Annotated in this window: 21 protein-coding genes; 17 read left to right on the top strand and 4 right to left on the bottom strand. The window is 65.6% G+C overall.

Features of this window, described 5'->3' with window-relative positions:
* Positions 1–44: 44 nt before the first annotated feature.
* Positions 45–863 (bottom strand): peptidylprolyl isomerase, encoded by an 819-nt coding sequence (locus CXX84_RS05365; protein ID WP_102975664.1) that lies wholly within the window; start codon positions 861–863, stop codon positions 45–47.
* Between the two features lie 234 nt (positions 864–1097).
* On the opposite strand from CXX84_RS05365, the gene hisS reads away from it, so the two are divergent.
* Positions 1098–2471 carry a histidine--tRNA ligase gene (gene hisS, locus CXX84_RS05360; RefSeq protein WP_102975663.1) on the top strand — a complete coding sequence of 458 codons (1374 nt, stop codon included), beginning with the start codon at positions 1098–1100 and terminating at the stop codon, positions 2469–2471.
* Here hisS and CXX84_RS05355 read toward each other — a convergent pair.
* Positions 2468–3712, bottom strand: a complete 1245-nt coding sequence (locus CXX84_RS05355; protein ID WP_102975662.1) for an APC family permease — start codon at positions 3710–3712, stop codon at positions 2468–2470. The genes hisS and CXX84_RS05355 overlap by 4 nt on opposite strands.
* 109 nt (positions 3713–3821) lie before the next feature.
* Between CXX84_RS05355 and aspS the strand changes: the two genes are divergently transcribed.
* Together aspS and CXX84_RS05345 are read left to right on the top strand one after the other, a co-directional pair.
* Positions 3822–5603 (top strand): aspartate--tRNA ligase, encoded by a 1782-nt coding sequence (aspS, locus tag CXX84_RS05350; RefSeq protein ID WP_102975661.1) that lies wholly within the window; start codon positions 3822–3824, stop codon positions 5601–5603.
* A 121-nt stretch (positions 5604–5724) separates the two neighbouring features.
* Positions 5725–6459, top strand: coding sequence for a GNAT family N-acetyltransferase (locus tag CXX84_RS05345; protein ID WP_102975878.1), 735 nt, complete (start codon positions 5725–5727; stop codon positions 6457–6459).
* A 1-nt stretch (position 6460) separates the two neighbouring features.
* On the opposite strand, the gene CXX84_RS05340 is transcribed toward CXX84_RS05345, so the two are convergent.
* Positions 6461–7129, bottom strand: coding sequence for an acVLRF1 family peptidyl-tRNA hydrolase (locus tag CXX84_RS05340; RefSeq protein ID WP_102975660.1), 669 nt, complete (start codon positions 7127–7129; stop codon positions 6461–6463).
* 71 nt (positions 7130–7200) lie between these two features.
* On the opposite strand from CXX84_RS05340, the gene CXX84_RS05335 reads away from it, so the two are divergent.
* From CXX84_RS05335 to nusB, 14 genes are all read left to right on the top strand, one after another.
* On the top strand, positions 7201–8628 hold the full coding sequence (locus CXX84_RS05335; RefSeq protein WP_102975659.1) for a replication-associated recombination protein A: 1428 nt from the start codon (positions 7201–7203) through the stop codon (positions 8626–8628).
* 171 nt (positions 8629–8799) lie between these two features.
* Positions 8800–9426, top strand: a complete 627-nt coding sequence (gene rpsD, locus CXX84_RS05330) for a 30S ribosomal protein S4 (RefSeq protein WP_066276228.1) — start codon at positions 8800–8802, stop codon at positions 9424–9426.
* Positions 9427–9572: 146 nt separating this feature from the next.
* Positions 9573–9947: a DUF948 domain-containing protein gene (locus CXX84_RS05325; RefSeq protein ID WP_102975658.1), complete on the top strand. Its 375-nt coding sequence runs from the start codon at positions 9573–9575 to the stop codon at positions 9945–9947.
* Positions 9948–9965: 18 nt separating this feature from the next.
* Positions 9966–10208: a hypothetical protein gene (locus tag CXX84_RS05320; protein ID WP_223252979.1), complete on the top strand. Its 243-nt coding sequence runs from the start codon at positions 9966–9968 to the stop codon at positions 10206–10208.
* 136 nt (positions 10209–10344) lie between these two features.
* Positions 10345–13023: an alanine--tRNA ligase gene (gene alaS / locus CXX84_RS05315; RefSeq protein ID WP_102975656.1), complete on the top strand. Its 2679-nt coding sequence runs from the start codon at positions 10345–10347 to the stop codon at positions 13021–13023.
* A gap of 7 nt (positions 13024–13030) precedes the next feature.
* Positions 13031–13630: a Holliday junction resolvase RuvX gene (gene ruvX / locus CXX84_RS05310; RefSeq protein ID WP_102975655.1), complete on the top strand. Its 600-nt coding sequence runs from the start codon at positions 13031–13033 to the stop codon at positions 13628–13630.
* The gene (gene mltG / locus CXX84_RS05305; protein ID WP_102975654.1) at positions 13627–15336 is read left to right on the top strand and encodes an endolytic transglycosylase MltG; all 1710 of its coding nucleotides are present in this window, start codon (positions 13627–13629) and stop codon (positions 15334–15336) included. The genes ruvX and mltG overlap by 4 nt, the downstream gene beginning before the upstream one ends.
* Complete coding sequence (locus tag CXX84_RS05300; protein WP_102975653.1) at positions 15333–16193, top strand: shikimate dehydrogenase; 861 nt, start codon at positions 15333–15335, stop codon at positions 16191–16193. Before mltG ends, CXX84_RS05300 begins: the two co-directional genes overlap by 4 nt.
* A 27-nt stretch (positions 16194–16220) precedes the next feature.
* On the top strand, positions 16221–17420 hold the full coding sequence (gene aroC, locus CXX84_RS05295) for a chorismate synthase (RefSeq protein ID WP_102975652.1): 1200 nt from the start codon (positions 16221–16223) through the stop codon (positions 17418–17420).
* 57 nt (positions 17421–17477) lie between these two features.
* Positions 17478–17987: a shikimate kinase gene (locus CXX84_RS05290; protein WP_411266191.1), complete on the top strand. Its 510-nt coding sequence runs from the start codon at positions 17478–17480 to the stop codon at positions 17985–17987.
* Positions 17984–19075: a 3-dehydroquinate synthase gene (aroB, locus tag CXX84_RS05285; RefSeq protein WP_102975650.1), complete on the top strand. Its 1092-nt coding sequence runs from the start codon at positions 17984–17986 to the stop codon at positions 19073–19075. The genes CXX84_RS05290 and aroB overlap by 4 nt, the downstream gene beginning before the upstream one ends.
* Entirely contained in the window at positions 19075–19593 is a 519-nt protein-coding gene (locus tag CXX84_RS05280) for a tetratricopeptide repeat protein (protein ID WP_102975649.1), read from the top strand. Before aroB ends, CXX84_RS05280 begins: the two co-directional genes overlap by 1 nt.
* Before the next feature lie 178 nt (positions 19594–19771).
* Entirely contained in the window at positions 19772–20335 is a 564-nt protein-coding gene (gene efp, locus CXX84_RS05275; protein ID WP_050054941.1) for an elongation factor P, read from the top strand.
* Positions 20335–20745, top strand: a complete 411-nt coding sequence (gene nusB, locus CXX84_RS05270) for a transcription antitermination factor NusB (RefSeq protein ID WP_102975648.1) — start codon at positions 20335–20337, stop codon at positions 20743–20745. The genes efp and nusB overlap by 1 nt, the downstream gene beginning before the upstream one ends.
* 97 nt (positions 20746–20842) lie before the next feature.
* Here nusB and CXX84_RS05265 read toward each other — a convergent pair whose 3' ends face one another.
* Complete coding sequence (locus CXX84_RS05265) at positions 20843–22120, bottom strand: PrsW family intramembrane metalloprotease (protein WP_102975647.1); 1278 nt, start codon at positions 22118–22120, stop codon at positions 20843–20845.
* Positions 22121–22239 lie beyond the last annotated feature (119 nt).

Below are 22239 nucleotides of genomic sequence, written 5' to 3'. Positions count from 1 at the left end.
GGAAAATACTCACGTAATGCACCACGGCCGGGCCGGCCGGGCTCCTACTTCAGAGAAAACGAGTCTATCGTGACTGGTTCAACGGGCGCGCCGTCCGTGTCGCTGCTGCCCGGCGTGATTCCGGCGGCAGCAAGATCCGATACCACGTCCAGGCCTGATGCCACCTTCCCGACCACCGTATAGCCGCCCGCGCTGTCAGCTGGAATAACCGTGTCCTTGTAGACGATGAAGAACTGGGTGCCGTTTCCGTACGCGTTGTTGCCGGTCCGGGCCACTGCGATGGTTCCGGCCGGATACGTGTTGTCCGCCGGTGTGTTCTCCAGCGGGCCCCACGTGTAATTAGGATCCCCCTGCCCGTCGCCTGTCGGAGACCCGCACTGCAGGACGCCGAACGACTCACCGGTAGTCAGGCGGTGGCAGGTCTTCCCGTTGAAGTAACCCTCATCGCTCAGGGATTTAAAAACAGCAGCAGCCTGCGGAGCAGCCGTTCCGTTCAGCTCCACCCCGAGCGGTCGGCCGTTCAGGACCAGCTCGCCGGTGAAGGTCTTGCCGGCGGCGGTGTCTGCAGCAGGAATGTTGGCGGCATTGGTTGCCTGGACCGAGGGGCTTGCCGAGGGGTCCGGCGTGGCCGACGGGCTGCTCAGTCCCGCCTCCGCGGCAGCGAACTCCTCCTCGGTCGGGTTCCCGGCAAAGGCAGTGAATTGAAGGACGACGGCGAGGACCACTGCGGCTGCTCCGGCACTGGCGGCGATCAGGTTGTCGCGCTTGCGCCGTGCTTCCTGGTCACGCCGCATTTCCCGCTTGGCTTCCATCTGCTGAATGCGCCGTTTTGTTTCGCGGGCACTGCGTGAACTGGCCGCCAAGGGTCCTCCTTCTAGTCGGGTTGCTGCGCGGCATGGCTTGTGGGCCGCCGGCGCAGGCATCTGGCGGCCGGGGCCTTGCGCTCCGCCGCATTAGAGATGCCGGCGGATGGCGCATAAACTGACTGCCGCACATAGTTTATGCATGACTGGCTGGACTGCCGCCGTCGTAAGCCCGTTTCGGGCCGATTACCGCGCAGACCACGGCCGCCGTTCACCAAGAGGAGAAACTCCACCATGGCACGCACCGCCTCCCTGTCCGGATTCCCCGAGTGGCTTCCCGAGGAGCGGTTGGTGGAGCTCCATGTGCTGGATACGTTGCGCCGGGTCTTCGAGCTGCACGGGTTCTCCTCCATTGAAACGCGCGCCGTGGAAACCGTTGGCCAGCTGCTGCGCAAGGGCGAGATTGACAAGGAAGTCTATGGGCTCAGCCGGCTCCAGGAAGACGAGGACGCACTCCCGGTCAAGGAAGGTAAAGCCGACCCGCACGCCCTTGCCCTGCACTTCGACCTCACCGTCCCGTTCGCCCGCTACGTCGTCGAAAACGCCGGCTACCTGGCGTTCCCCTTCCGGCGCTACCAGATCCAGAAGGTATGGCGCGGCGAACGCCCGCAGGAAGGCCGCGCCCGCGAGTTCACCCAGGCGGACATTGATGTGGTGGGCGACGGCGACCTGCCGTTCCGCTACGACGTCGAGATTGCCCTGGTGATCGCTGAAGCGCTGAGCGCCCTTCCCATTCCGGACTTCCGCCTCCGCATTAACAACAGGAAGCTCGCCGAGGGCTTCTACCGCGGTCTTGGCCTGGACGACACAGCCGGCGTGCTGAGAAGCATCGACAAACTCGAAAAGATTGGCCCCGCGAAGGTCGCGGAACTGTTGAAGTCGGAGCTGGGCGCCAGCGACGACCAGGCGCAGAAGGCCCTGCAGCTGGCCGGAATCCGCACCGAGGACACCTCATTCGTGGCCCAGGTGCGCGCGCTGGGGGTTACCAATGACCTGCTGGAGGAGGGCCTCAGCGAGCTTGAACAGGTTATTGACGCGGCCGTCCAGCGGGCACCGGGCAAGGTAATTGCCGATCTCAGCATCGCCCGCGGCCTGGACTACTACACAGGGACCGTGGTGGAAACCGTGCTGGTGGGACACGAGCAGCTGGGCTCCATCTGCTCCGGCGGCCGCTATGACGCGCTGGCCTCGAAGGGGAACCGCAAATTCCCGGGCGTCGGACTTTCCATCGGCGTCACCCGGCTGGTGTCACGCATCCTGAGCCAGGACCTGGCCAAGGCCTCACGCTCGGTTCCCACTGCCGTACTGGTGGCGCTCACGCACGATGACAGCTGGGACGCTGCGCAGGACGTGGCCGCCCAGCTGCGCAGCCGCGGAATTCCCACCGAAGTAGCCGCGAAGGCGGAGAAGTTCGGCAAGCAGATCAAGTTCGCCGACCGCCGGGGCATCCCGTTTGTCTGGTTCACGGACGACGACGGCACGCACCAGGTCAAAGACATCCGCACTGGGGAACAGGTGGTCGCTGCCCCTGAAACCTGGGCTCCGCCGGCGGAAGACCTGACCGTGCAGGTGTCAACGGCGGCAGAGCCTGCGGCCGCCGCAGTCTAGCGCCGGAACCGGAGCGCAACCCACCGCCCTGCCAGCCCTGCTGCCAGCACAGCCACCATGGTCAGGACCGACGACGGCGGCAGGGTGAAGGCCAGCAACAGGCAGGCCGTAAAGCCGACGGCGTTCAGCCACTTGGGCGCGTACCCGGGGTGCGAGGCCAGGGTGTACGCCGACGCGTTGGCCACAGCGTAGTAAACCAGGACGCCGAAGCTGGAGAAGCCCACCACGGTCATGACGTCCGTGGTGAGGAGAAGCACAATGACGACGGCGGCTACGGCCAGTTCGGCAACGTACGGCACCGTGTGCTTTCCCCCCACCTTCGCCAGCGGCGAGGGCAGGTCCCGTTCCCGCGCCATGGCCAGGGTGGTCCGGCCCACGCCGGTGATCAGTGCCAGCAGGGCTCCCAAACAGGCGGCGGCGGCGCCCACCTGCACAAGTGCTGCGCCCCCCTCAAACCGTGACTCGAGCACCGCGTCGAGCAGTGGCGTGGTGGTGGCTGCCAGCTGCCCGCCGGGGAGGTGGTTAAGCAGGAGCAGCGCCAGGGTGAGGTAAATGGCGAAAGCCGCAGCCAGGGCGGCCAGGATTGCGCGGGGTATGGCGCGGGCCGGATCCTTGACCTCCTCGCCGAGGGTTGCAATCCGCGCGTAGCCGGCAAAAGCAAAGAACATCAGGCCTGCGGCCGGAAGAACGCCCGCCGGGGAAGCTCCGTCAAGCGGCTCAGCCACACCGGGGCCGGGATGTGGCCCGACCGCTGCGGCGACAGCCACGAAGGCCAGGGTGGCAAGGACCACGCACAGCAGGATCCTGGTGAGCAGGGCTGTACGGGTGATGCCCAGAAGGTTGACGCCGGTGAGGAGAACGACGGCTGCCACTGCCACGGGCACGGCGTAATCCGGCCAGGCATAGCTGCCGAAAGTCAGGGCCATAGCAGCGCAGGAGGCCGTCTTCCCGGTGACAAAGCCCCAGCCTGCAAGGAATCCAGGCCATTCGCCAAGCTGTTCACGTCCATAGACGTACGTCCCGCCGCTGGTTGGGTACTTCGCGGCCAGGGCGGCCGAGGCCACCGCGTTGCAGTAGGCCACGGCCCCGGCAACCAGCACGGACAGGACCAGCAGCTGGCCGGCCAGGGCGGCGGCCGGTGCGAAGACCACAAACACCCCGGCGCCCAGCATGGAGCCGAGTCCTATGGCGGAGGCGTCGAACGTGCCAAGCCTGCGTTGTAGTTGCTGGTGTGCGCTCATGCGGTGGCAGTCCCTCTGCAGCGGGTAAACTCGAACGGAATCGTTCCCGTAACGATCCTATTTAACATTTCTATCGACTCCCCGCTGTTACCCCGCAGAAAGGCGTGCTGTGCTGCGCACACATGACCTCGGATCCCTTCGTTCCGAGCACATTGGACAAACCGTAACCCTGGCTGGCTGGGTGGGCCGCCGTCGTGATCACGGTGGTGTGGCCTTCGTGGACCTGCGTGATGCTTCCGGCGTTGCGCAGGTGGTGGTCCGCGAGGAAGAAGTTTTCCACGGCCTGCGCAACGAGTACGTCCTGCAGATCATCGGCACCGTTTCGAAGCGGCCGGAGGGCAATGAGAACCCAGCCCTGGCTACCGGCGAGATCGAGGTGATGGCCGAAAAGGTCACCATCCTCAATACGTCAGATCCGCTTCCGTTCCAGATTGACGAGCACGTTGAGGTGGGCGAGGAAGCACGCCTGAAGCACCGCTACCTGGATCTTCGCCGTCCCGGCCCCTCCCGCAACCTGCGCCTGCGGTCCGAAGCCAACCGCGTGGCCCGGGAGCTCCTGCACCAGGACGGCTTCGTGGAAGTCGAAACCCCTACGCTTACCCGGTCGACGCCTGAAGGCGCCCGCGACTTTGTTGTCCCCGCCCGCCTGGCGCCGGGCTCCTGGTACGCGCTCCCGCAGTCACCCCAGCTGTTCAAACAGCTCCTGCAGGTTGGCGGGTTCGAGAAGTACTACCAGATCGCCCGCTGCTACCGCGACGAGGACTTCCGTGCGGACCGGCAGCCGGAGTTCACCCAGCTCGACATCGAAGCCAGCTTCGTGGAGCAGGATGACATCATTGCCCTCGGCGAGAACATCGTTAAGGCGCTGTGGAAGCTCATCGACGTCGACATCCCGACGCCGATCCAGCGCATCACCTACCACGACGCCATGGCACGCTTCGGCTCGGACAAGCCGGACCTGCGCTTCGGAGTGGAACTCACCGAGCTGACGGAGTTCTTCAAGGACACCAACTTCGGTGTCTTCAAGGCCCCCTACGTAGGTGCCGTGGTCATGCCCGGCGGCGCATCGCAGCCGCGCCGTACCCTTGACGGCTGGCAGGAGTTCGCCAAGCAGCGCGGCCATAAGGGCCTTGCCTACGTGCTGTTCAAGGAAGACGGCGAGCTTGCCGGTCCTGTTGCCAAGAACCTCACCGAAACCGAACGTGCCGGGCTTGCAGATGCCGTGGGCGCAAACCCCGGGGACTGCATCTTCTTCGCGGCCGGCGAAAAGTCCTCCGCCCGCGCCCTGCTCGGTGCAGCCCGCGTGGAGATCGGCCACCGCACCGGCCTGATCAACCCCAGCGACTGGGCTTTCTGCTGGGTGGTGGACGCACCGATGTTCGAGCCGGCAGCAGCTGCTGTGGCCTCCGGCGACGTGGCCGTTGGTGCCGGGCAGTGGACGGCGGTGCACCACGCGTTCACCTCGCCGAAGCCGGAGTACATGGACAGCTTCGACACGGATCCGGAGTCCGCCCTGGCCTACGCCTACGACATCGTGTGCAACGGCAACGAAATCGGCGGCGGTTCCATCCGTATCCACCAGAGCGATGTCCAGGAGCGGGTGTTCGAGGTCATGGGCCTCTCGCACCAGGACGCGCAGGAGAAGTTCGGCTTCCTGCTGGAGGGCTTCAAATACGGCGCACCTCCGCACGGCGGCATTGCCTTCGGCTGGGACCGGGTGGTTGCGCTCCTGTCCGGCGTGGACTCGATCCGCGACGTCATTGCGTTCCCCAAGACCGGCAACGGCTACGATCCCCTGACCGCAGCTCCCGCCCCCATCACGCCGCAGCAGCGCAAGGAAGCCGGCGTGGACTTCAAGCCTGAGGCCAGGAAGCCGGAAGAGGGCAAGTAAGGCGTCACCCGTTTGACCTGAAGGCCCTCCCGGACGGGAGGGCCTTCAGGCGTATCAGCACCAGAGGAGTCCCTTGGTTTATGGCCTTACGGACCAGCAGGTCCGCACCTTCGAAACGCTCATGGACGCGGCGTGGCCCGCCGTCGAGCGTTTCGACACGGGGGAGTGGGTCCTCCGCGCTGCAGCCGGCGTCACCCAGCGGGCCAACTCCGTCTGGCCGCGCGGCGCCGCGGCGGAACCGCAGGATGCACTGCGTAAGGCGGTGCAGTGGTACCGGACGCGCCGTCTGCCCCTGATCTTCCAGGTGACGGACACGGCTGCCAACTCCGTGCTGAACGGCGTTTTGGATGCCCAGGGCTTCACCCGGCAGTCCGAAACGCTGATCATGGCCCGGCCTGCCGGGTGCCGGACTGACGTTCCAGCGGGTGCGGAAGTTGAGATCCTCAACGGGCCCACCGAGGAATGGCTGCACCTCTGGTGGAGCCTAGACGGCCGCGGCGGCGGGGAGGAGCGGGCCACAGCGCGTGCAATCGTGACCGGGTGCCCTTCGCTGTATGCCCTGGTAAGGGACGACGGCGGCGCCCCGGCCGCCGTTGCGCGCCTCGCCCTGGTGGACGGAACCGGCGGGATCTACTGCATGGCCACGTCCCCTCGCCACCGCAGGCGCGGGTATGCGACGGCAGTGCTCCAGGCGCTCCTGTCCGAAGGAACCGCCCGGAACCTGGAGAGCTTTTGGCTGCTGGTCACCGCGGCCAACCCCGCCGCACAACAGCTTTACCGGCAGGCCGGATTCGAGGAAGCAGGCCGCTACGTCTACCGCCAGCAGCGGCTTCAGCGCGCACTGACGGGCTGCTGAGTCAGGAAGCGTCGGTTACCTGGACCCGGGCCGCGCACGCATCCGCTGCCGCCTTCTTCACCACGGCGGCTTTTGGGTCGGGGACATCAAGGGAGGCCAACCGGGGCAACCCGGCGTAAATCCTTAGTGCCTGATGCTGGAGGACACCGCCTGCCAGGGCACGGTCGCCGCCTGGAACCACGTACTCGAAGGACCCACTGCCGAACACCCGCGCTGCCTGCTCCGCCACCGCCTCCACCAGGGCATCCGCCTGGTTGGACCGCCGCCGCGCAAACCGCTGCTGGGACTGGCCGCCTGCAGCGGTCCGGGACTGCACGTACGTGGAGCCCACCTTTGACGCCAGGACCAGTCCTTCGCTGACCACCGCCACGCCGTAGCCTCCCCGCCTGACCAGCAGCAGGCCCAGCCTGCGCGGCTGCGACGCGAGGGAGGCCAGCCGCTCCAGGGCATCGGCACCGCGCCCCGGCCTGCCGTCTACCGGCCAGGGCGCCTGCAAAAGCGCCTCGGCGCCGTCGGCGGCAACCAGCCGCAGCCCGTCGTCGTCATCGTTCAGCCGGTATCCGCCGTGCGCCGTGCCGAAACGCTCCGCCCATCCGGCCAACCGGCCGGCAGGGATGAAAGTCGTGCGCACGGAGGGCGGTTTGGCTCCGCCGGGGCTGCGTGCGGACATCGTGGCATTCCTTTGCTGGGCGGGCGGACTCCCGGCGGAACCGGGACGTGAACTGGAAGTAGCCTATCTATGTGGAAGATCTCTTCGGGCACGGCCGCGGCAATGATGACGACGACGGCGGCGGCGACGCTGCTCCGGCCCCCGGCCGGCCCGCGGGAGGGGGGAGCAACACCTCCCCCCGGGGCCCGCTCGCCGTCCGGATGCGTCCCCGCACCCTTGACGAGGTGGTGGGGCAGCAACACCTCCTGGGTCAAGGGTCGCCGCTGCGCCAGCTCGCCGCCGGGGCGGGAGCGGACACCTCCGGCCCCGCCGGACCCACCTCCCTCATCCTGTGGGGCCCGCCCGGAACCGGCAAAACCACCCTCGCCCATGTCATTGCCCGGGGAACGGGCCGGAAGTTCGTTGAACTTTCTGCCATCACCGCCGGAGTCAAGGACGTGCGGCGGGTGATGGACGACGCCCTGACAGCCAGGGACCTGTACAAGACCACCACGGTCCTGTTCCTGGACGAGATCCACCGCTTCAACAAGGCCCAGCAGGACGCCCTGCTGCCCGGCGTCGAAAACCGCTGGGTGGTCCTGGTGGCCGCAACCACCGAGAACCCATCGTTCTCCGTGGTGTCGCCGCTGCTGTCCCGGTCCCTGCTGCTGACGCTGAGACCGCTGACGGACGCGGACATCCAGGGACTGATCCAGCGTGCAGTAGCAGATCCACGGGGACTGGGCGGGAAAGTTGACCTCACTGAGGAAGCACTCGACCACCTTGTGCGGCTTTCCGGGGGCGACGCGCGCCGTGCCCTGACTGCACTGGAAGCGGCCGCCGGCGTTGCGTTCGGGGACGCCGATGATGCAGGGGAGGGGCCCGTCGCCGTCGAACTCAAACATACCGAGCGCGCCCTGGACGTTGCCGCTGTCCGGTACGACCGTGCCGGCGACCAGCACTACGACGTCATTAGTGCCTTCATCAAATCCATCCGCGGCTCCGATGTGGATGCCGCCCTGCACTACCTTGCCCGGATGCTCGAGGCGGGGGAGGACCCGCGCTTCATCGCCCGGCGGATCGTCATATCAGCAGCAGAGGACGTGGGAATGGCAGATCCCACGGCCCTGCAGACTGCCGTTGCCGCAGCGCAGGCGGTCCAGCTGATCGGAATGCCCGAAGGGCGGATCATCCTGGCCGAGGCAGTAGTGCACCTGGCAACGGCGCCCAAGTCCAACGCCGCGTACATGGGCATCAACAAGGCCATCGCCGACGTCCGCGCCGGCCTCGGAAACGGCATTCCTGCCCACTTGAGGGACGCGCACTATCCCGGGTCCAAGCAGCTGGGCCACGGCCTCGGCTATAAGTACGCCCACGACGCCCCGCACAGTGTTGCCACCCAGCAGTATCCGCCGGACGATCTGGCAGGCAAGGACTACTACCAGCCCACGGCCAACGGCGCCGAGCGGGACATTGCCGTGCGGCTGGAACGGCTTCGCCGGATTGTCCGGGGCAAGTGACCGCCGTGGTAGGCTAGATGTTTGTCTGGCAAGGCACAGGCGCACAATCTCCCCAATTTCACGTTGAGAAGGTTATGCCCTGCGCCCAGTAGCAAAAGGCAGCGGTTGGCCGATGCTCTCCATCGTGGAGGCCAGTAACACTGACACACCGCAGATATTGGAAGGACACAAGTGGCTAACAACACTCGTGCTCGCCGTCAGGCCCGCCTCTCGCGGTCCCTCGGCATTGCTCTGACCCCCAAGGCCGCCAAGTACATGGAGCGCCGCCCGTACGGCCCCGGTGAGCATGGCCGTGCCCGCAAGAAGCAGGACTCCGACTACGCCGTACGTCTGCGCGAAAAGCAGCGCCTGCGCGCCCAGTACGGCATCCGCGAAGCACAGATGACCCGTGCCTTCGAAGAAGCCCGCCGCACCAAGGGCCTGACCGGTGAAAACCTCATCGAACTGCTCGAAATGCGCCTTGACGCCCTGGTCCTGCGTGCCGGCTTCGCCCGCACCATCGCCCAGGCCCGCCAGCTGGTTGTGCACCGCCACATCATGGTTGACGGCGTCCGCGTTGACCGCCCGTCGTTCCGCGTCGGCGAGGGCCAGCTGGTCCACGTCCACAGCCGCAGCGAAACCATGGTTCCGCTCCAGGTTGCAGCAGCCGGCGCCCACCGCGACGTCCTGCCCGCCGTTCCGGCGTACCTGGACGTCAAGCTGGAAGCCCTCCAGGCCCGCCTGGTCCGCCGCCCCAAGCGCTCCGAGGTCCCCGTGACCTGCGAAGAGCAGCTGGTCGTCGAATTCTACGCACGCTAAATTCCAGCAGCGTATCCAAAGAAGCCCGTGGCAAGCGCCGCGGGCTTCTTTGTATGTAAGGTACTTGGGGGACATCCGCGGAACACGCTTCACACGCACCCGCCGGGATGGAACCGAACCACAGAATTTCGAGGAGATGAACGTCTATGTCTGGTGGCGATATTGCCGGCCTGATCGCTGCCGGAGTATTTGCGGTCCTGGTACTGCTGCTCGCGGTGCCCATCCTTAAGCTCGGCCGGGTCCTGGACGAGGTGCGCACCTCCATCAGGTCCCTCAGCGACGGCGCCACGCCCCTCATGGACGAGGTCACCGCAACCGTCTCCACCACCAACCAGCAGCTGAAGAAGGTGGACGGCATTTCGTCCAACGTTTCCGATGCGTCCGCGAACCTCTCGGCCCTGTCCTCCCTGGTGGCGGCCACCGTGGGGTCGCCGCTCATCAAGGTGGCGGCCTTCAGCTACGGCGTCCGCACCGCGCTGGCCAACCGCAAGAAGCCGGCCGCCGGCCGCCGCAGCCGCTAAGTTCCGGGAGAACAAGAAATGAAACGATTTGTCTGGATGGGTATCGGCGTGGCGATCGGAGTGATCGCATTCCGCAAGGTGACCGAGGCCCAGGCCAGTATGCAGTCAACACTTGGCCCGGAGGGCCTCAACCGCGCCGTGAACCGTCTTGCCGACGGTGTCTACGACTTTGCAGACGCCGTCCGCGCAGGAATGCGCGAGCGGGAGACTGACCTCCGGACCGCCCTCGGCGTGGAATCGGCAGACCTGGTCCGTCAGTGACCGGGACCCGGCCGGCCTAAACCAGGGCCCACCAAACGTTAGAACCATTGCGGCGGGGACCGAACCCACGGGACCTGCCAAGCGAAAGAACCTCCGCGAATCCAAGTGCGGAGCAAGAAGGGTAAGTACACAGCTCATGAAGTCGCAGGAGATCACAAAGCGCTGGGTGGACTTTTTTGTCAGCAAGGGCCACACCGCGGTTCCCTCCGCATCGCTGGTTTCCAGCGACCCCTCGCTGCTGTTCACGGTTGCCGGCATGGTGCCGTTCATTCCCTACCTGACCGCCAGGGAGGAAGCGCCCTACTCACGCGCCGTCAGCGTGCAGAAGTGCATCCGCACAGGTGACATCGAGGAAGTCGGCAAGACTGCCCGCCACGGAACGTTCTTCCAGATGTGCGGCAACTTCTCCTTCGGCGATTACTTCAAGGAAGACGCCATAAAGTTCGCCTGGGAACTGCTGACCACGGGCGTAGACGACGGCGGCTACGGCCTGGCGCCGGAGCGCCTGTGGGTGACGGTGTACGAAGAGGACGACGAAGCCAAGGACCTGTGGCTGAAGAACACCGGTGTACCCGCCGAGCGCATCCAGAAGATGGGCAAATCGGACAACTACTGGCACACGGGCCAGCCGGGCCCGGCCGGTCCCTGCTCCGAGATCTACTACGACCGCGGCCCGCAGTACGGCATCGAGGGCGGCCCGCTGGCCGACGAGACCCGGTACATCGAGATCTGGAACCTCGTGTTCATGCAGTACCAGATCGAAAACGTCCGTTCGAAGGAAGACTTCGACGTCGTGGGCGAGCTGCCCAAGCGCAACATTGACACCGGCCTGGGCATGGAGCGGTTGGCCATGATCCTCCAGGGCGTGGAGAACATGTACGAGACGGACCAGGTCCGCCCCGTGATCAACAAAGCTGCTGAACTGTCCGGCCGGGAGTACACCTCCGCCGAGACGGACGAGGATCCGCACCACACGGATGACGTGCGCATGCGCGTGGTCGCCGACCATATCCGGTCCGCCCTCATGCTGATTTCCGACGGCGTCACCCCCTCCAACGAGGGCCGCGGCTACGTCCTGCGCCGGCTTATCCGCCGTGCCGTGCGCTCCATGCGCCTCCTCGGCGTGGAACAGGCCTGCCTGCCCGAGCTCCTTCCGGCCTCCCGCGATGCCATGAAGGGCGTCTACCCGGTGGTCGAGACTGACTTCGCCCGCATCAGCCGCATCGCGTACGCCGAAGAGAAGGCCTTCCTGCGCACCATCGCTTCCGGCACCGCCCGCCTTGAGGACGCGGTCAAGGAATCCAAGGCTGCCAACAAGCCGCTGTCCGGGGCCGATGCCTTCGCCCTGCACGACACCTACGGCTTCCCCATCGACCTGACGCTCGAGATGGCCGAGGAAGCCGGCCTCAAGGTGGACGAGCCCGCCTTCCGAAGCCTGATGCAGGAACAGCGCCAGCGCGCCCAGGCCGATGCGAAGGGCAAGAAGGGCGGCCACGCCGATCTCAGCGCCTTCCAGGACATCCTGTCGCAGGGCGAGACGGTCTTCACCGGTTACACAGAGCTCGACGGCGAGTCCCGCGTCCGCGGCATCCTCACCGCCGGGCGCCCGGTACAGCAGGCGTCCACCGGCGATGAAATCGAACTCGTGCTCTCCGAAACCCCCTTCTACGCGGAAGCGGGCGGGCAGGCAGCCGACACGGGACTCATCACCGGCGACGGCTTCGTCGTCGAGGTGCTGGACGTCCAGCGTCCCCTGAAGGGCCTCAGCGTGCACAAGGCGATTGTCCGGGAAGGTGAGATCGAGGCAGATTCGCTGGTGCGCGCCGCCGTCGACCGTGAACGCCGCCACGCCGCCGAACAGGCGCACACCGGCACGCACATTGTGCATGCCGCCCTGCACCAGATCCTCGGCCCGGAAGCCACCCAGCGCGGTTCCTACAACAAGGCCGGCTACCTGCGCTTCGACTTCGCCTGGGGAGAGGGCCTGAGCACCGCCACCCGCTCCGAGATCGAAGAGGTGTCCAACCTCGCCATCCGGAACAATTACGCCGTGGAAACCAAGGTGATGGGACTGGCCGAGGCCAAGGCCCTGGGCGCCATGGCCCTCTTTGGGGAGAACTACGGCAGCGAAGTCCGCGTGGTGGAGATCGACGGCGCGTGGTCCCGCGAGCTGTGCGGCGGCACCCATGTGGCCAACACCTCACTGATCGGCAGCCTGTCCCTCCTCGGCGAGCAGTCCGTTGGTTCGGGAAACCGCCGTGTGGAGGCTTTCGTGGGTATGGAGGCGTTCCGCCACCTGGCCGCAGAACGTGCCCTGGTGACCGAACTGACCGACATGCTCAAGGTTCCCTCCGGCCAGCTGGCCGACAGGATTGCCGCCACCCTGGCCAAGCTCAAGGCCACCGAGAAGGAACTGGACCGCCTGCGTAAGGAGCAGCTTGCTGCCGCGGCTGCCCAGCTCGTCAACAGCGCAAAGGATGCCTCCGGGGTCAGCGTCATTGCCCACGATGCCGGGCAGGTCAGTGGCGCTGACGACCTCCGCGGCCTGGCCCTGGACCTGCGGAACCGCTTGGGTTCAGCTGCCGCTGCGGTGGCTGTCGCCGGCGTCGCGAACGACCGCCCCATGATCCTGGTGGCCACGAACGAAGCCGCACGGGAAGCCGGCGTTAAGGCCGGTGCCCTGGTACGGCTGGCCGCGGGCATCCTCGGCGGCGGCGGCGGCGGCAAGGATGACGTAGCGCAAGGCGGCGGCACGGACGCGGGCAAGGTGGCCGCAGCCCTGGCAGCGGTCGTGGACGCCATCTCGCGCCGCTGATCCTCCCATGACCAGTCCTGCTGCTGCCGGCGCCTACCCCCAGGGCATCAAGCTGGGGGTGGACGTCGGCACCGTCCGGGTGGGAGTCGCCATCTGCGACCCCGACTCGATCCTGGCCACACCCTACAAAACGCTGGATCGCAACGCCAGGAAAAACTCCGATGTCCGGGTTATTGCAAACCTCGTTCAGGAGCTGGGCGCAGTGCAGGTCATTGTTGGCCTGCCGCGCACCATGAAGGGTGAAGAAGGTTCCTCGGCCAGGATGGCCACGGACTACGCCCTGTTGCTCGCTGTGGAGCTGGCTGCCCGCGCCCTGTCCGTGCCGGTGAACCTTGTGGACGAGCGCTTGAGCAGCGTCTCAGCGCACCGCAACCTGCATGAAGCTGGCATGAGCGGCAGGAATCACCGTAAAGTAGTTGATCAGGTCGCGGCGGCAGGTATCCTTCAGCACGCCATCGACATGCAGAAAACCAGGGGAGCGGACGTCGGCTCACGCGTGACGCCGCCGGCCCCTTCCGTGGACCCGGGAGGCACTGGGCAGGACCGCCCGGTCTCCGCCACCCCCGGTGATACGGCCCGATCTTCAGATAATGGAAGGCAACAGTGAGCCCTGCCAACATTGACGACGCCTCCAGTCCGCTGGACGCAGGGGCAGCGAGACCGCTGACCCGCAAGGAACTCCGTGCACGCGAGAAGACCCTCAACACGGGGGACCACGACGTTGTTCCTGAGCAGGCGTACGAGACCGGACACAACATTCCACCGCTGCCCTCGGAACCCCCCGTGGCCGCAGAATCAGCCCCACGGCGTCAGGATGAAGCATTGCGCGAAGAAACGTCACCCCAGGGCCAGGCGGAGCAACCTGAAGAACACGGGATTCCAGCTGCTCCTGCTGCCCCGCCGTCCATCCAGGACGTGCATCCGGACGAGGTACAGCATGAAGGGCATGGCCACGCGCATCCTCAGGGAGCCGCCGGGTATGAGGACCTGCAGGCCGCTGACGCGCCGGCACTTTTCGCTGCGCCGGCCCTTGCCGGGCACCATCACGCAGCGGGAGCCCAGTACGACGACGAACGCCACTATGCGGACGGGCATGAGTACGGCACCGAGCCGCATCATGACGGATATCAGACTGATGCCGGCTACGACCCCGCGCACTACGAGGAAACCCACTATGCGGAGGGGCAGCATGACGCCGTGCAGCATCACGAAATCCTTCCAACCACAGCGGCAGCAGCCGTAGTGGCGAAGCCCTCGAAGAAGGTCCGCCGGCGCCGGCGGCTCCTGGCGCTTTTCCTGACCCTTGCCGTCTTCGTCACTGCCGTCGCTGTCGGCGCTTCCTTCCTGAAGCCTTTGCTCGGCGACAGCAAGCCGAGCGACTTCCCGGGCCCGGGCTCGGGCGAAGTCATGGTGACCGTAGAGAACGGGGAAGGCACCCGTTCGGTGGCCGCTAAGCTGGAAAGCGAACGGGTCGTTGCCAATGCCGACACCTTCCTCCAGAGCTTCACAGCCTCCGGCGGGACTTTGGCACCGGGGGACTACACGTTCAAGAACGAGATGAAGAACTCCGACGCCGTCAACGTCCTCCTGGGCAAAGACCAGGCCAAGGTCATCTACTTCGCCCTCAGCGCCGGCCTGCGCATTGGCGAGTCCCTGCAGGCGATCTCGCAGGGCTCCGGAATCTCCTTCCAGGATCTCCAGGGCCTCAGCAACCAGCCGGCCCAGTTCGGCCTGCCCGCCAGCGCCAAGAACCTTGAGGGCTACCTGGCCCCTGGTGAGCACCGTTTCCCGCTCGGCACCCCGGCCAAGGACATCCTGCAGGCCCTGGTCAAGATCACCACCGACGAACTTGTGTCGCAAGGCATCACGGATCCTGCGAAGCAGTACGAGGCCGTCATCGTCGCCAGCATTGTCCAGGCCGAGGGCGGCCAGGCGGAGTACGGGGACGTGGCAGGAGCCATCTACAACCGGCTCAAGCCCAACGACCAGACCGGCGGCTTCCTCCAGGTGGACTCGGCCGTGACGTATGGCCTGGGCACCAAGAGCTACAACTTCACTGATGAACAGCGCCAGGACAAGTCCAACCCCTACAACACTTATGCGAATCCCGGCCTGCCCCCCGGCCCCATCGGGTCGCCGGGAAAGACTGCCATCGACGCTGCCGCGAAGCCCAAGACGAATGACTATCTGTACTGGGTAACCATCAACCTGGATACCAAGGAGACCAAGTTCTCCAAGACGCTGGATGAGCATAATCGCTACGTTGAGCAGTACAACGCCTGGTGCACGGCCAACGTCGGACGGTGCACGTGACCCTACGGGCTGCCGTCCTGGGCCACCCGATCAGCCACTCCAAGTCGCCTGCTTTGCACCTCGCTGCGTACGGCGCGCTCGGCATTGACATCAGTTACACAGCGATAGACGTCACGGAGCTGCTGCTGCCCGCCCTGATGGGGCAGATCCGCGATCAGCCCGGCTGGCGTGGCCTGTCCGTCACGATGCCCTTAAAGACGGCAATGCTCGGACAGGTGGACGAAGTCCGGGGCGTCGCCGGGGCGCTGGGCGTGGTGAACACGGTTTCGTTTGAGGAACACGGCAACGCACGGCGCACCATTGGCTCCAACACCGACGTTGCCGGGATCGTGAACGCGCTGCGGCATGCAGGCTCGGGAGCAGCGCCGTCCGCTGTGGTCCTTGGCGGCGGGGGGACTGCGGCATCAGCCGTCGCCGCACTCAAGGAGCTGGGGTCCAGCAATGCCACGGTCTTCGTCCGGAATACGTCCCGGACCGCGGAGGTACGCACGGCCGCCGGAAGCCTGGACTTTGCCTTGGACATCCGGGACCTCGCGGAAGCTGCGCGCACGGCAGCAGCAGCCGACGTCGTCATTTCGACCCTTCCACCGAGGGCAGCGGACGGACTGGCCGCTGAAGTGGCCGCCCTGAAAACTGCCCTTCCGGGAGTCCTGCTGGATGTTGCCTACGATCCGTGGCCCAGCCTTCTCGCTTCTGTGTGGCAGACCGGCGGAGGAACAGTGGTGCCCGGGCTGGAAATGCTCCTGTACCAAGCGGTGGAGCAGGTTCGACTTTTCACCCGGCGGGGAGATGACGTTAATGCAGCTGTCATAGATGTGATGTGTGACGCAGTCGGCCTTCCCCGACGGGCGTTGTGACCGCCATACGTGGCAGGATAGGAAATTATGTTGCGTTGGTTGACTGCCGGTGAATCCCATGGTCCGGCTCTGATGGGAATTATTGAAGGCGTCCCCGCAGGTGTGGAAATCACCAGCGGGCACATCGCAGACTCTCTGGCCCGCCGCCGCCTCGGATACGGGCGCGGAGCACGGATGAAGTTCGAGCAGGATGTAGTGACGATCCTCGGCGGCGTCCGCCACGGCCTTACCCAGGGCGGTCCCGTGGCCATCCAGGTGGGCAATACCGAATGGCCGAAGTGGGAGCAGATCATGTCCGCGGATCCAGTGGATCCCGCAGTACTGGCCGATCAGGCCCGCAACGCGCCCCTGACGCGCCCCCGCCCCGGCCATGCGGACTTCACCGGTATGCAGAAGTACGGCTTTGACGAGGCCCGTCCCGTCCTGGAACGTGCCAGCGCACGCGAAACAGCAACCCGCGTGGCCATGGGAACCGTGGCGGCACAGTTCCTCAAGCACCTTGGCATCGAACTCGTCAGCCATACCGTCAGCATCGCCACCGTAACCGTTCCCGAGGGACGTCCCCTGCCCGTGCCGGCGAACGTTATCGCCCTTGATGCAGACCCGCTGCGCTGCTTCGACCGGGAAACTTCGGACGCCATGGTGGCCGAGGTGGATGCGGCGCACAAGGAAGGCGAAACCCTCGGCGGCGTGGTCGAAGTCCTTGCCTACGGGCTGCCGCCCGGGCTGGGCAGCTACGTCCACTGGGACCGGCGGCTTGACTCCCGCCTCGCAGCGGCCCTGATGGGGATCCAGGCGATCAAAGGCGTGGAGGTCGGGGACGGCTTCCTGACAGCGGCACGACGCGGTTCCGCCGCCCACGACGAGATCGTCCGCGACGCCGATGGCAGGATCGTCCGGACCAGCAACCGTGCCGGCGGCATCGAGGGCGGCATGAGCATTGGCGACGTCCTGCGCGTACGCGCCGCCATGAAGCCCATCGCCACCGTTCCGCGAGCCCTCAAGACCATCGACGTCAGCACGGGAGAGCCCGCTAAAGCCCACCACCAGCGTTCGGACGTCTGCGCCGTCCCGGCCGCCGGCGTGGTTGCCGAAGCGATGGTTGCCCTGGTCCTGGCCGAGGCAGTGACGGAGAAGTTCGGCGGAGACTCCGTGGCGGAAACTGCCCGTAACATCAAGGGCTACCTGGAGAACATTCCGGCGTCCCTGGACTCGATTGGCCAGTAAGTGCCCCACCGCAGCACATCTGGACCTGCAGGCCGGCCCATTGTCCTCATTGGGCCAATGGCAGTCGGCAAATCGGCCATAGGGCAGCAGCTTGCCAGCCAGCTCGGAGTCCCGTTCGTGGACACCGACGCTGTGATCGTTGCCGGGTACGGATCCATCCCGGAAATTTTTGCCGGCCGCGGTGAGCACGCCTTCCGTGAAATTGAGGCCCGGACGGTGGCCGCCGTCCTTGAGGAGGCGGACAGTACTGTCACTGTGGTCTCCCTCGGCGGGGGCGCCGTGCTGGACTCCGGCACCCAGCAGCTCATTGGACGCTGCACCGTGGTGTACCTCGAATGCGACGCCCAAACAGTCGCCGGCAGGATCGCCCGGAACTCCGGACGGCCGCTGCTGGCAGGGGACGCAATGGGCCGCTGGACGGCCATGTTCGCCACCCGCAAACCGGTCTACGAACGGCTGGCAGACATCACCCTCGACGTGCGCCACGGCTCGGTTTCCGAGCTGGGCGGCAGGCTCGAAGCAGCACTGCGAAATTACGCAGCTGCCAAACAGGAAGTTGAAAAGTGAGCACCGAATCAACTGTCATCAGCATCACCGGCGCTTCCGCCGCTGAAAACTACGACGTCGTCGTCGGGCGGGGGCTGCTGGGTGAGCTGCCGGGATTGCTCGGTGAGCGCGTCCGGCGGGTCCTGGTGATCCACCCGCGTGCGCTCAGGCTGACCGGCGACACGGTCCGCGACGAGCTGGCCGCAGCCGGCTTCACGTCGCTGACCGCGGAAATCCCGGATGCCGAAGAAGGCAAGCACATCCAGGTGGCAGCGTTCTGCTGGCAGGTCCTGGGGCAGAACGACTTCACCCGCTCTGACGCCATTGTCGCCGTCGGGGGTGGAGCCGTCACCGACGTTGCGGGCTTTGTTGCCGCTACCTGGCTGCGAGGCGTCAAAGTCATCCACATGCCCACCAGCCTGCTGGGCATGGTGGACGCCTCCGTGGGCGGAAAGACCGGGATCAACACCGCAGAAGGCAAGAACCTGGTGGGAGCGTTCCACCCGCCGGCCGCGGTACTTGCCGACCTGGACACCCTGGACACGCTGCCACGGAATGAAATGATTTCCGGCATGGCGGAAGTCATCAAGTGCGGTTTCATCGCCGATCCCGCAATCCTTGACCTCGTGGAGAAGGACCCCACGGCTGTGGTTGATCCCCAGTCGGACGTCCTCCGTGAACTGATCGAGCGGGCAATTGCCGTCAAGGCCAGGGTGGTCTCCGAGGACCTGAAGGAATCCGGGTTGCGGGAGATCCTGAACTACGGGCATACCCTGGGCCACGCGATCGAATTGGTGGAGCGGTATTCCTGGCGCCATGGGGCGGCTGTTTCCGTAGGGATGATGTTCGCCGCCGAGCTTGCCCGCAGCGTGGGACGGCTTAGCGATACCGACGCCGACCGGCACCGAAGCATCCTTGAGAGCCTGGGGCTTCCGGTGACCTACCGGCGTGACCGCTGGCAGGGACTTCTCGACGGGATGCGCCGCGACAAGAAGTCCCGCGGCGACCTGCTGCGTTTTGTTGTGCTGGACGGCATCGCCAAACCGGGAATGCTTGACGTCCCTGACACCTCGCTCCTGTTCGCCGCCTACCAGGAAATTGCTTCCTGATGCAGGGCGACAGGGAAGGTACAGCAGACTGGCCCGAGGCCGGCTTCCCGGGCATCCGGATCAACCCGGAATCGTTGCTGCCCGAGATCGTTAACCAGGACGCCTGCCGGATGGCGCTGGCAGTATCCACCGATCCGGCAGACCACATCTTCGTGCTCCTGGTGGAAGGACACGCCTCCGAAGCCGCTGAACTGCTGGCCGAAGCGAGGTTCAAGGACCCGGAATCCTTCCGGCTGCGCACCTTCGAAGCTGAAGTACTCCGGGTCTCCAACCGGCTGGACCGTGCCGTGGAGTTGTTCCGCCAGCTTCTCGCTGAGGTTCAGGGAACGCCCCGGGAGGCCCTTGTGTGGCAGTTCCTTGGTAAGACGCAGTACAGCGCAGGCCAGATGTCCGCAGCGGTGGAATCTTTCGCCCGCGCGTTGGACCTCCGGGTGGCACAGTCGGCCGATGCCGCCCAGATCTACTCGTCCACCGTGGCCCTGCAGCGTGCCAGGGACGTCCTGGAGCTTGCCTGCTGACCCAGTTCCGCACCCGTCGGAAGGCGCGGCCGAATGGTGTCCGCCGATTTACCGCTAGAATGGTCCTTGGATTTTTAAGCACCCGATTTTTGACAAACACGCGCCGGCAGCCTTTTGGCCTGTCCGCCCGGCATACACCGTCTGACAACGCGACCAGACAGAGAAACCAGAGGATACAGTGGCAACCACTAACGACATCAAGAACGGAACGGTCCTGAAGCTCGAGGGCCAGCTCTGGAACATCATCGAATTCCAGCACGTCAAGCCCGGCAAGGGCGGTGCTTTTGTCCGTACGAAGATGCGCAACGTGATGTCCGGCAAGGTCGTGGACAAGACGTTCAACGCCGGGCTCAAAATTGAGACGGCAACGGTGGACCGCCGTGACTACCAGTACCTGTACCAGGACGGTGCCGACTTCGTGTTCATGGACACGTCCGACTACGACCAGATCACGGTCTCCGGTGCCACCGTGGGCGACGCCACCAACTTCATGCTCGAGAACCAGATGGTCAACATCGCCATCCACGAAGGCACCCCGCTGTACATCGAACTACCGCCCAGCGTTGTCCTCGAAATCACCTACACTGAGCCGGGCCTCCAGGGCGACCGCTCCTCCGCCGGCACAAAGCCCGCAACCCTGGAAACCGGCTACGAGATCCAGGTGCCGCTGTTCATCGAAAACAACACCAAGGTCAAGGTGGACACCCGCGACGGCAGCTACCTGGGCCGGGTCACTGAGTAGTGAGCGCACGCGGTAAAGCCCGTAACAGGGCACTTGATGTTCTCTTCGAAGCTGAGCAGCGCTCGGTTTCGGCTTTTGACGTGATTCGCTCGCGGCGGGAGAAGACTGATCAGGTAGTCAATCCCTATACCATCGAAATCGTTGAGGGAGTGGTCTCCCAGCAGGCTGCCATCGATGAGTTCCTGGAGACGTACTCGCAGGGCTGGACTCTTGAACGGATGCCGTCCGTGGACCGCATCATCCTGCGTATCGGCACCTGGGAGCTCCTGTACAACGACGACGTCCCGGACGGGGTCGCGGTCAGTGAGGCGGTGGCCCTGGCCAAGACGCTTTCCACTGATGAGTCGCCGCAGTTCATCAACGGACTCCTGGGCCGGCTGCAGCAGCTGAAGCCGTCCCTGCTCGCCTAGGCGACAGGCAAAAAGGGGGCCGGCATCCATATCAGTGGATGCCGGCCCCCTTTTACCGTTAAACCTTCCAGCCCGGTGCCAGCGCCCGCATGGAAGCTCAGCCGGCGAGGGCCGCCCGCAGGGCGAGGACGCGCTGCAGCTGCTGCCGTTCCTCAGCCTGGTGGAGCTGGACGTCGCGCCCGCTGAGAATCCGCTGCCGCGTGTTCGCCAGGTGGGTGGCAGCCTTGAGGAACTCCTTCATCTGCCGCTTCCTGCCGTAACTGCCCGCCCAGCTCAGGGCCGTCCGCCGGCCGCCCACGGTTGCCAGGAGTTCCACCTCAGCGGGAGTAAACCACCCTGCTGCGGAGTACTCCAGGAGGCGCTGCCGGGTCAGCCGTTTCTCCGCAACGCGGAGCAGGACGATGCCTCCCACGGCAAGGAAGAAGATGGGCACCTGCACCATGATGTAATCCACCAGGAAGCCTTGCCCCATGCTGTTCCAGCGGTTGTGCAGGAACATTGCCGGTAACAGACCCACCAGGAAGGCAGCCACTGATGCGCCGGTATGCCAGCGCCGGGCCGCGAACCCCATAATCAGGCCGGTCGTCCCGGTGAAGATGGCGTGCGCAAAGGGTGACATGACCCCGCGGAGGAAGAAGACCTGGGCAAAGTTGCCGGCGGGATCCGCCGATTCAGCAATGGCCCGGCCAAAATACAGAATGTTCTCGGTGAAAGCGAAACCGCCGGCAATGGTGAATGCGAAGACCACGCCGTCCACGGGACCGTCAAAGTGCTTCCTGGCCAGCAGGAGGAGAATCAGCAGCCCCAGGGATTTGGCGAACTCCTCCACGATGGGGGCCTGCACCGTGGCCATATAGGCCTGGAGGTCAGCCTCGTCAGAAAACTGGAACGTGAGGACAAAAATGGGCTGGATAAGCAGTGTCACTGCGATGGACACCGCCGAGCCCCAGGTAAAGGCGAAGTAGAGGAGCCGCTTCGGCTCCGGTTCCCATTTATCGATGATGTACACGGCCAAAAGCACCACGGACAGGGGAACCAAGGATGCAAGGAAGCCCACCAGGAACCCGGCCGGGCCAGTGTTGGACAGCAGGAACGGGATTACCAGGAAAAGGCTGAGGAAGGCCACGGCGCTGCCGCCGAGAGTCAGGCCCAGCAGGCCGCTGCGGGACCGGCCGGCCCTGATGATGGCGCCCTGGGCCTGCGGCGGCACCACCGCAGCAACGGGCGTGCCGTGGTGGCCCGGTGCCGGGCGGTAGTTCCCTGGCTGGACATGGCCCATCCAACTGGGGTTCGCATCGCTGGGCACCGGGGCGCCCGCCCCGCGGAAGGGATCTTCGGGCGGCCCTGACGGAGGCAGGCGCGGATGTATTGACATAACGAAAAGCCTAGGTGTGAGTTGCTGCGCCACCAAGCACCCTCGAACCGGGTGCCGCTGCAGTGTGACCATCGCCGCGTCCTCCCGGGCCGGTTCCCCGCAGCCCGTGTGGTAATTTT

This window comes from Arthrobacter sp. AFG7.2 (assembly GCF_002892835.1).
Classification (GTDB): domain Bacteria; phylum Actinomycetota; class Actinomycetes; order Actinomycetales; family Micrococcaceae; genus Arthrobacter.
This window is presented reverse-complemented; position numbering and strand designations above follow the sequence as displayed.

Bases quoted from the DNA above. Each gene is read 5' to 3' on its own strand.
- hisS (WP_102975663.1), top strand. From the start codon at position 1,098: ATGGCACGCACCGCCTCCCTGTCCGGATTCCCCGAGTGGCTTCCCGAG.
- CXX84_RS05355 (WP_102975662.1), bottom strand. From the start codon at position 3,712: ATGAGCGCACACCAGCAACTACAACGCAGGCTTGGCACGTTCGACGCC.
- CXX84_RS05345 (WP_102975878.1), top strand. From the start codon at position 5,725: ATGGACGCGGCGTGGCCCGCCGTCGAGCGTTTCGACACGGGGGAGTGG.
- CXX84_RS05340 (WP_102975660.1), bottom strand. From the start codon at position 7,129: ATGTCCGCACGCAGCCCCGGCGGAGCCAAACCGCCCTCCGTGCGCACG.
- CXX84_RS05325 (WP_102975658.1), top strand. From the start codon at position 9,573: ATGTCTGGTGGCGATATTGCCGGCCTGATCGCTGCCGGAGTATTTGCG.
- CXX84_RS05320 (WP_223252979.1), top strand. From the start codon at position 9,966: ATGAAACGATTTGTCTGGATGGGTATCGGCGTGGCGATCGGAGTGATC.
- alaS (WP_102975656.1), top strand. From the start codon at position 10,345: ATGAAGTCGCAGGAGATCACAAAGCGCTGGGTGGACTTTTTTGTCAGC.
- ruvX (WP_102975655.1), top strand. From the start codon at position 13,031: ATGACCAGTCCTGCTGCTGCCGGCGCCTACCCCCAGGGCATCAAGCTG.
- aroC (WP_102975652.1), top strand. From the start codon at position 16,221: ATGTTGCGTTGGTTGACTGCCGGTGAATCCCATGGTCCGGCTCTGATG.
- CXX84_RS05290 (WP_411266191.1), top strand. From the start codon at position 17,478: ATGGCAGTCGGCAAATCGGCCATAGGGCAGCAGCTTGCCAGCCAGCTC.
- CXX84_RS05280 (WP_102975649.1), top strand. From the start codon at position 19,075: ATGCAGGGCGACAGGGAAGGTACAGCAGACTGGCCCGAGGCCGGCTTC.
- CXX84_RS05265 (WP_102975647.1), bottom strand. From the start codon at position 22,120: ATGTCAATACATCCGCGCCTGCCTCCGTCAGGGCCGCCCGAAGATCCC.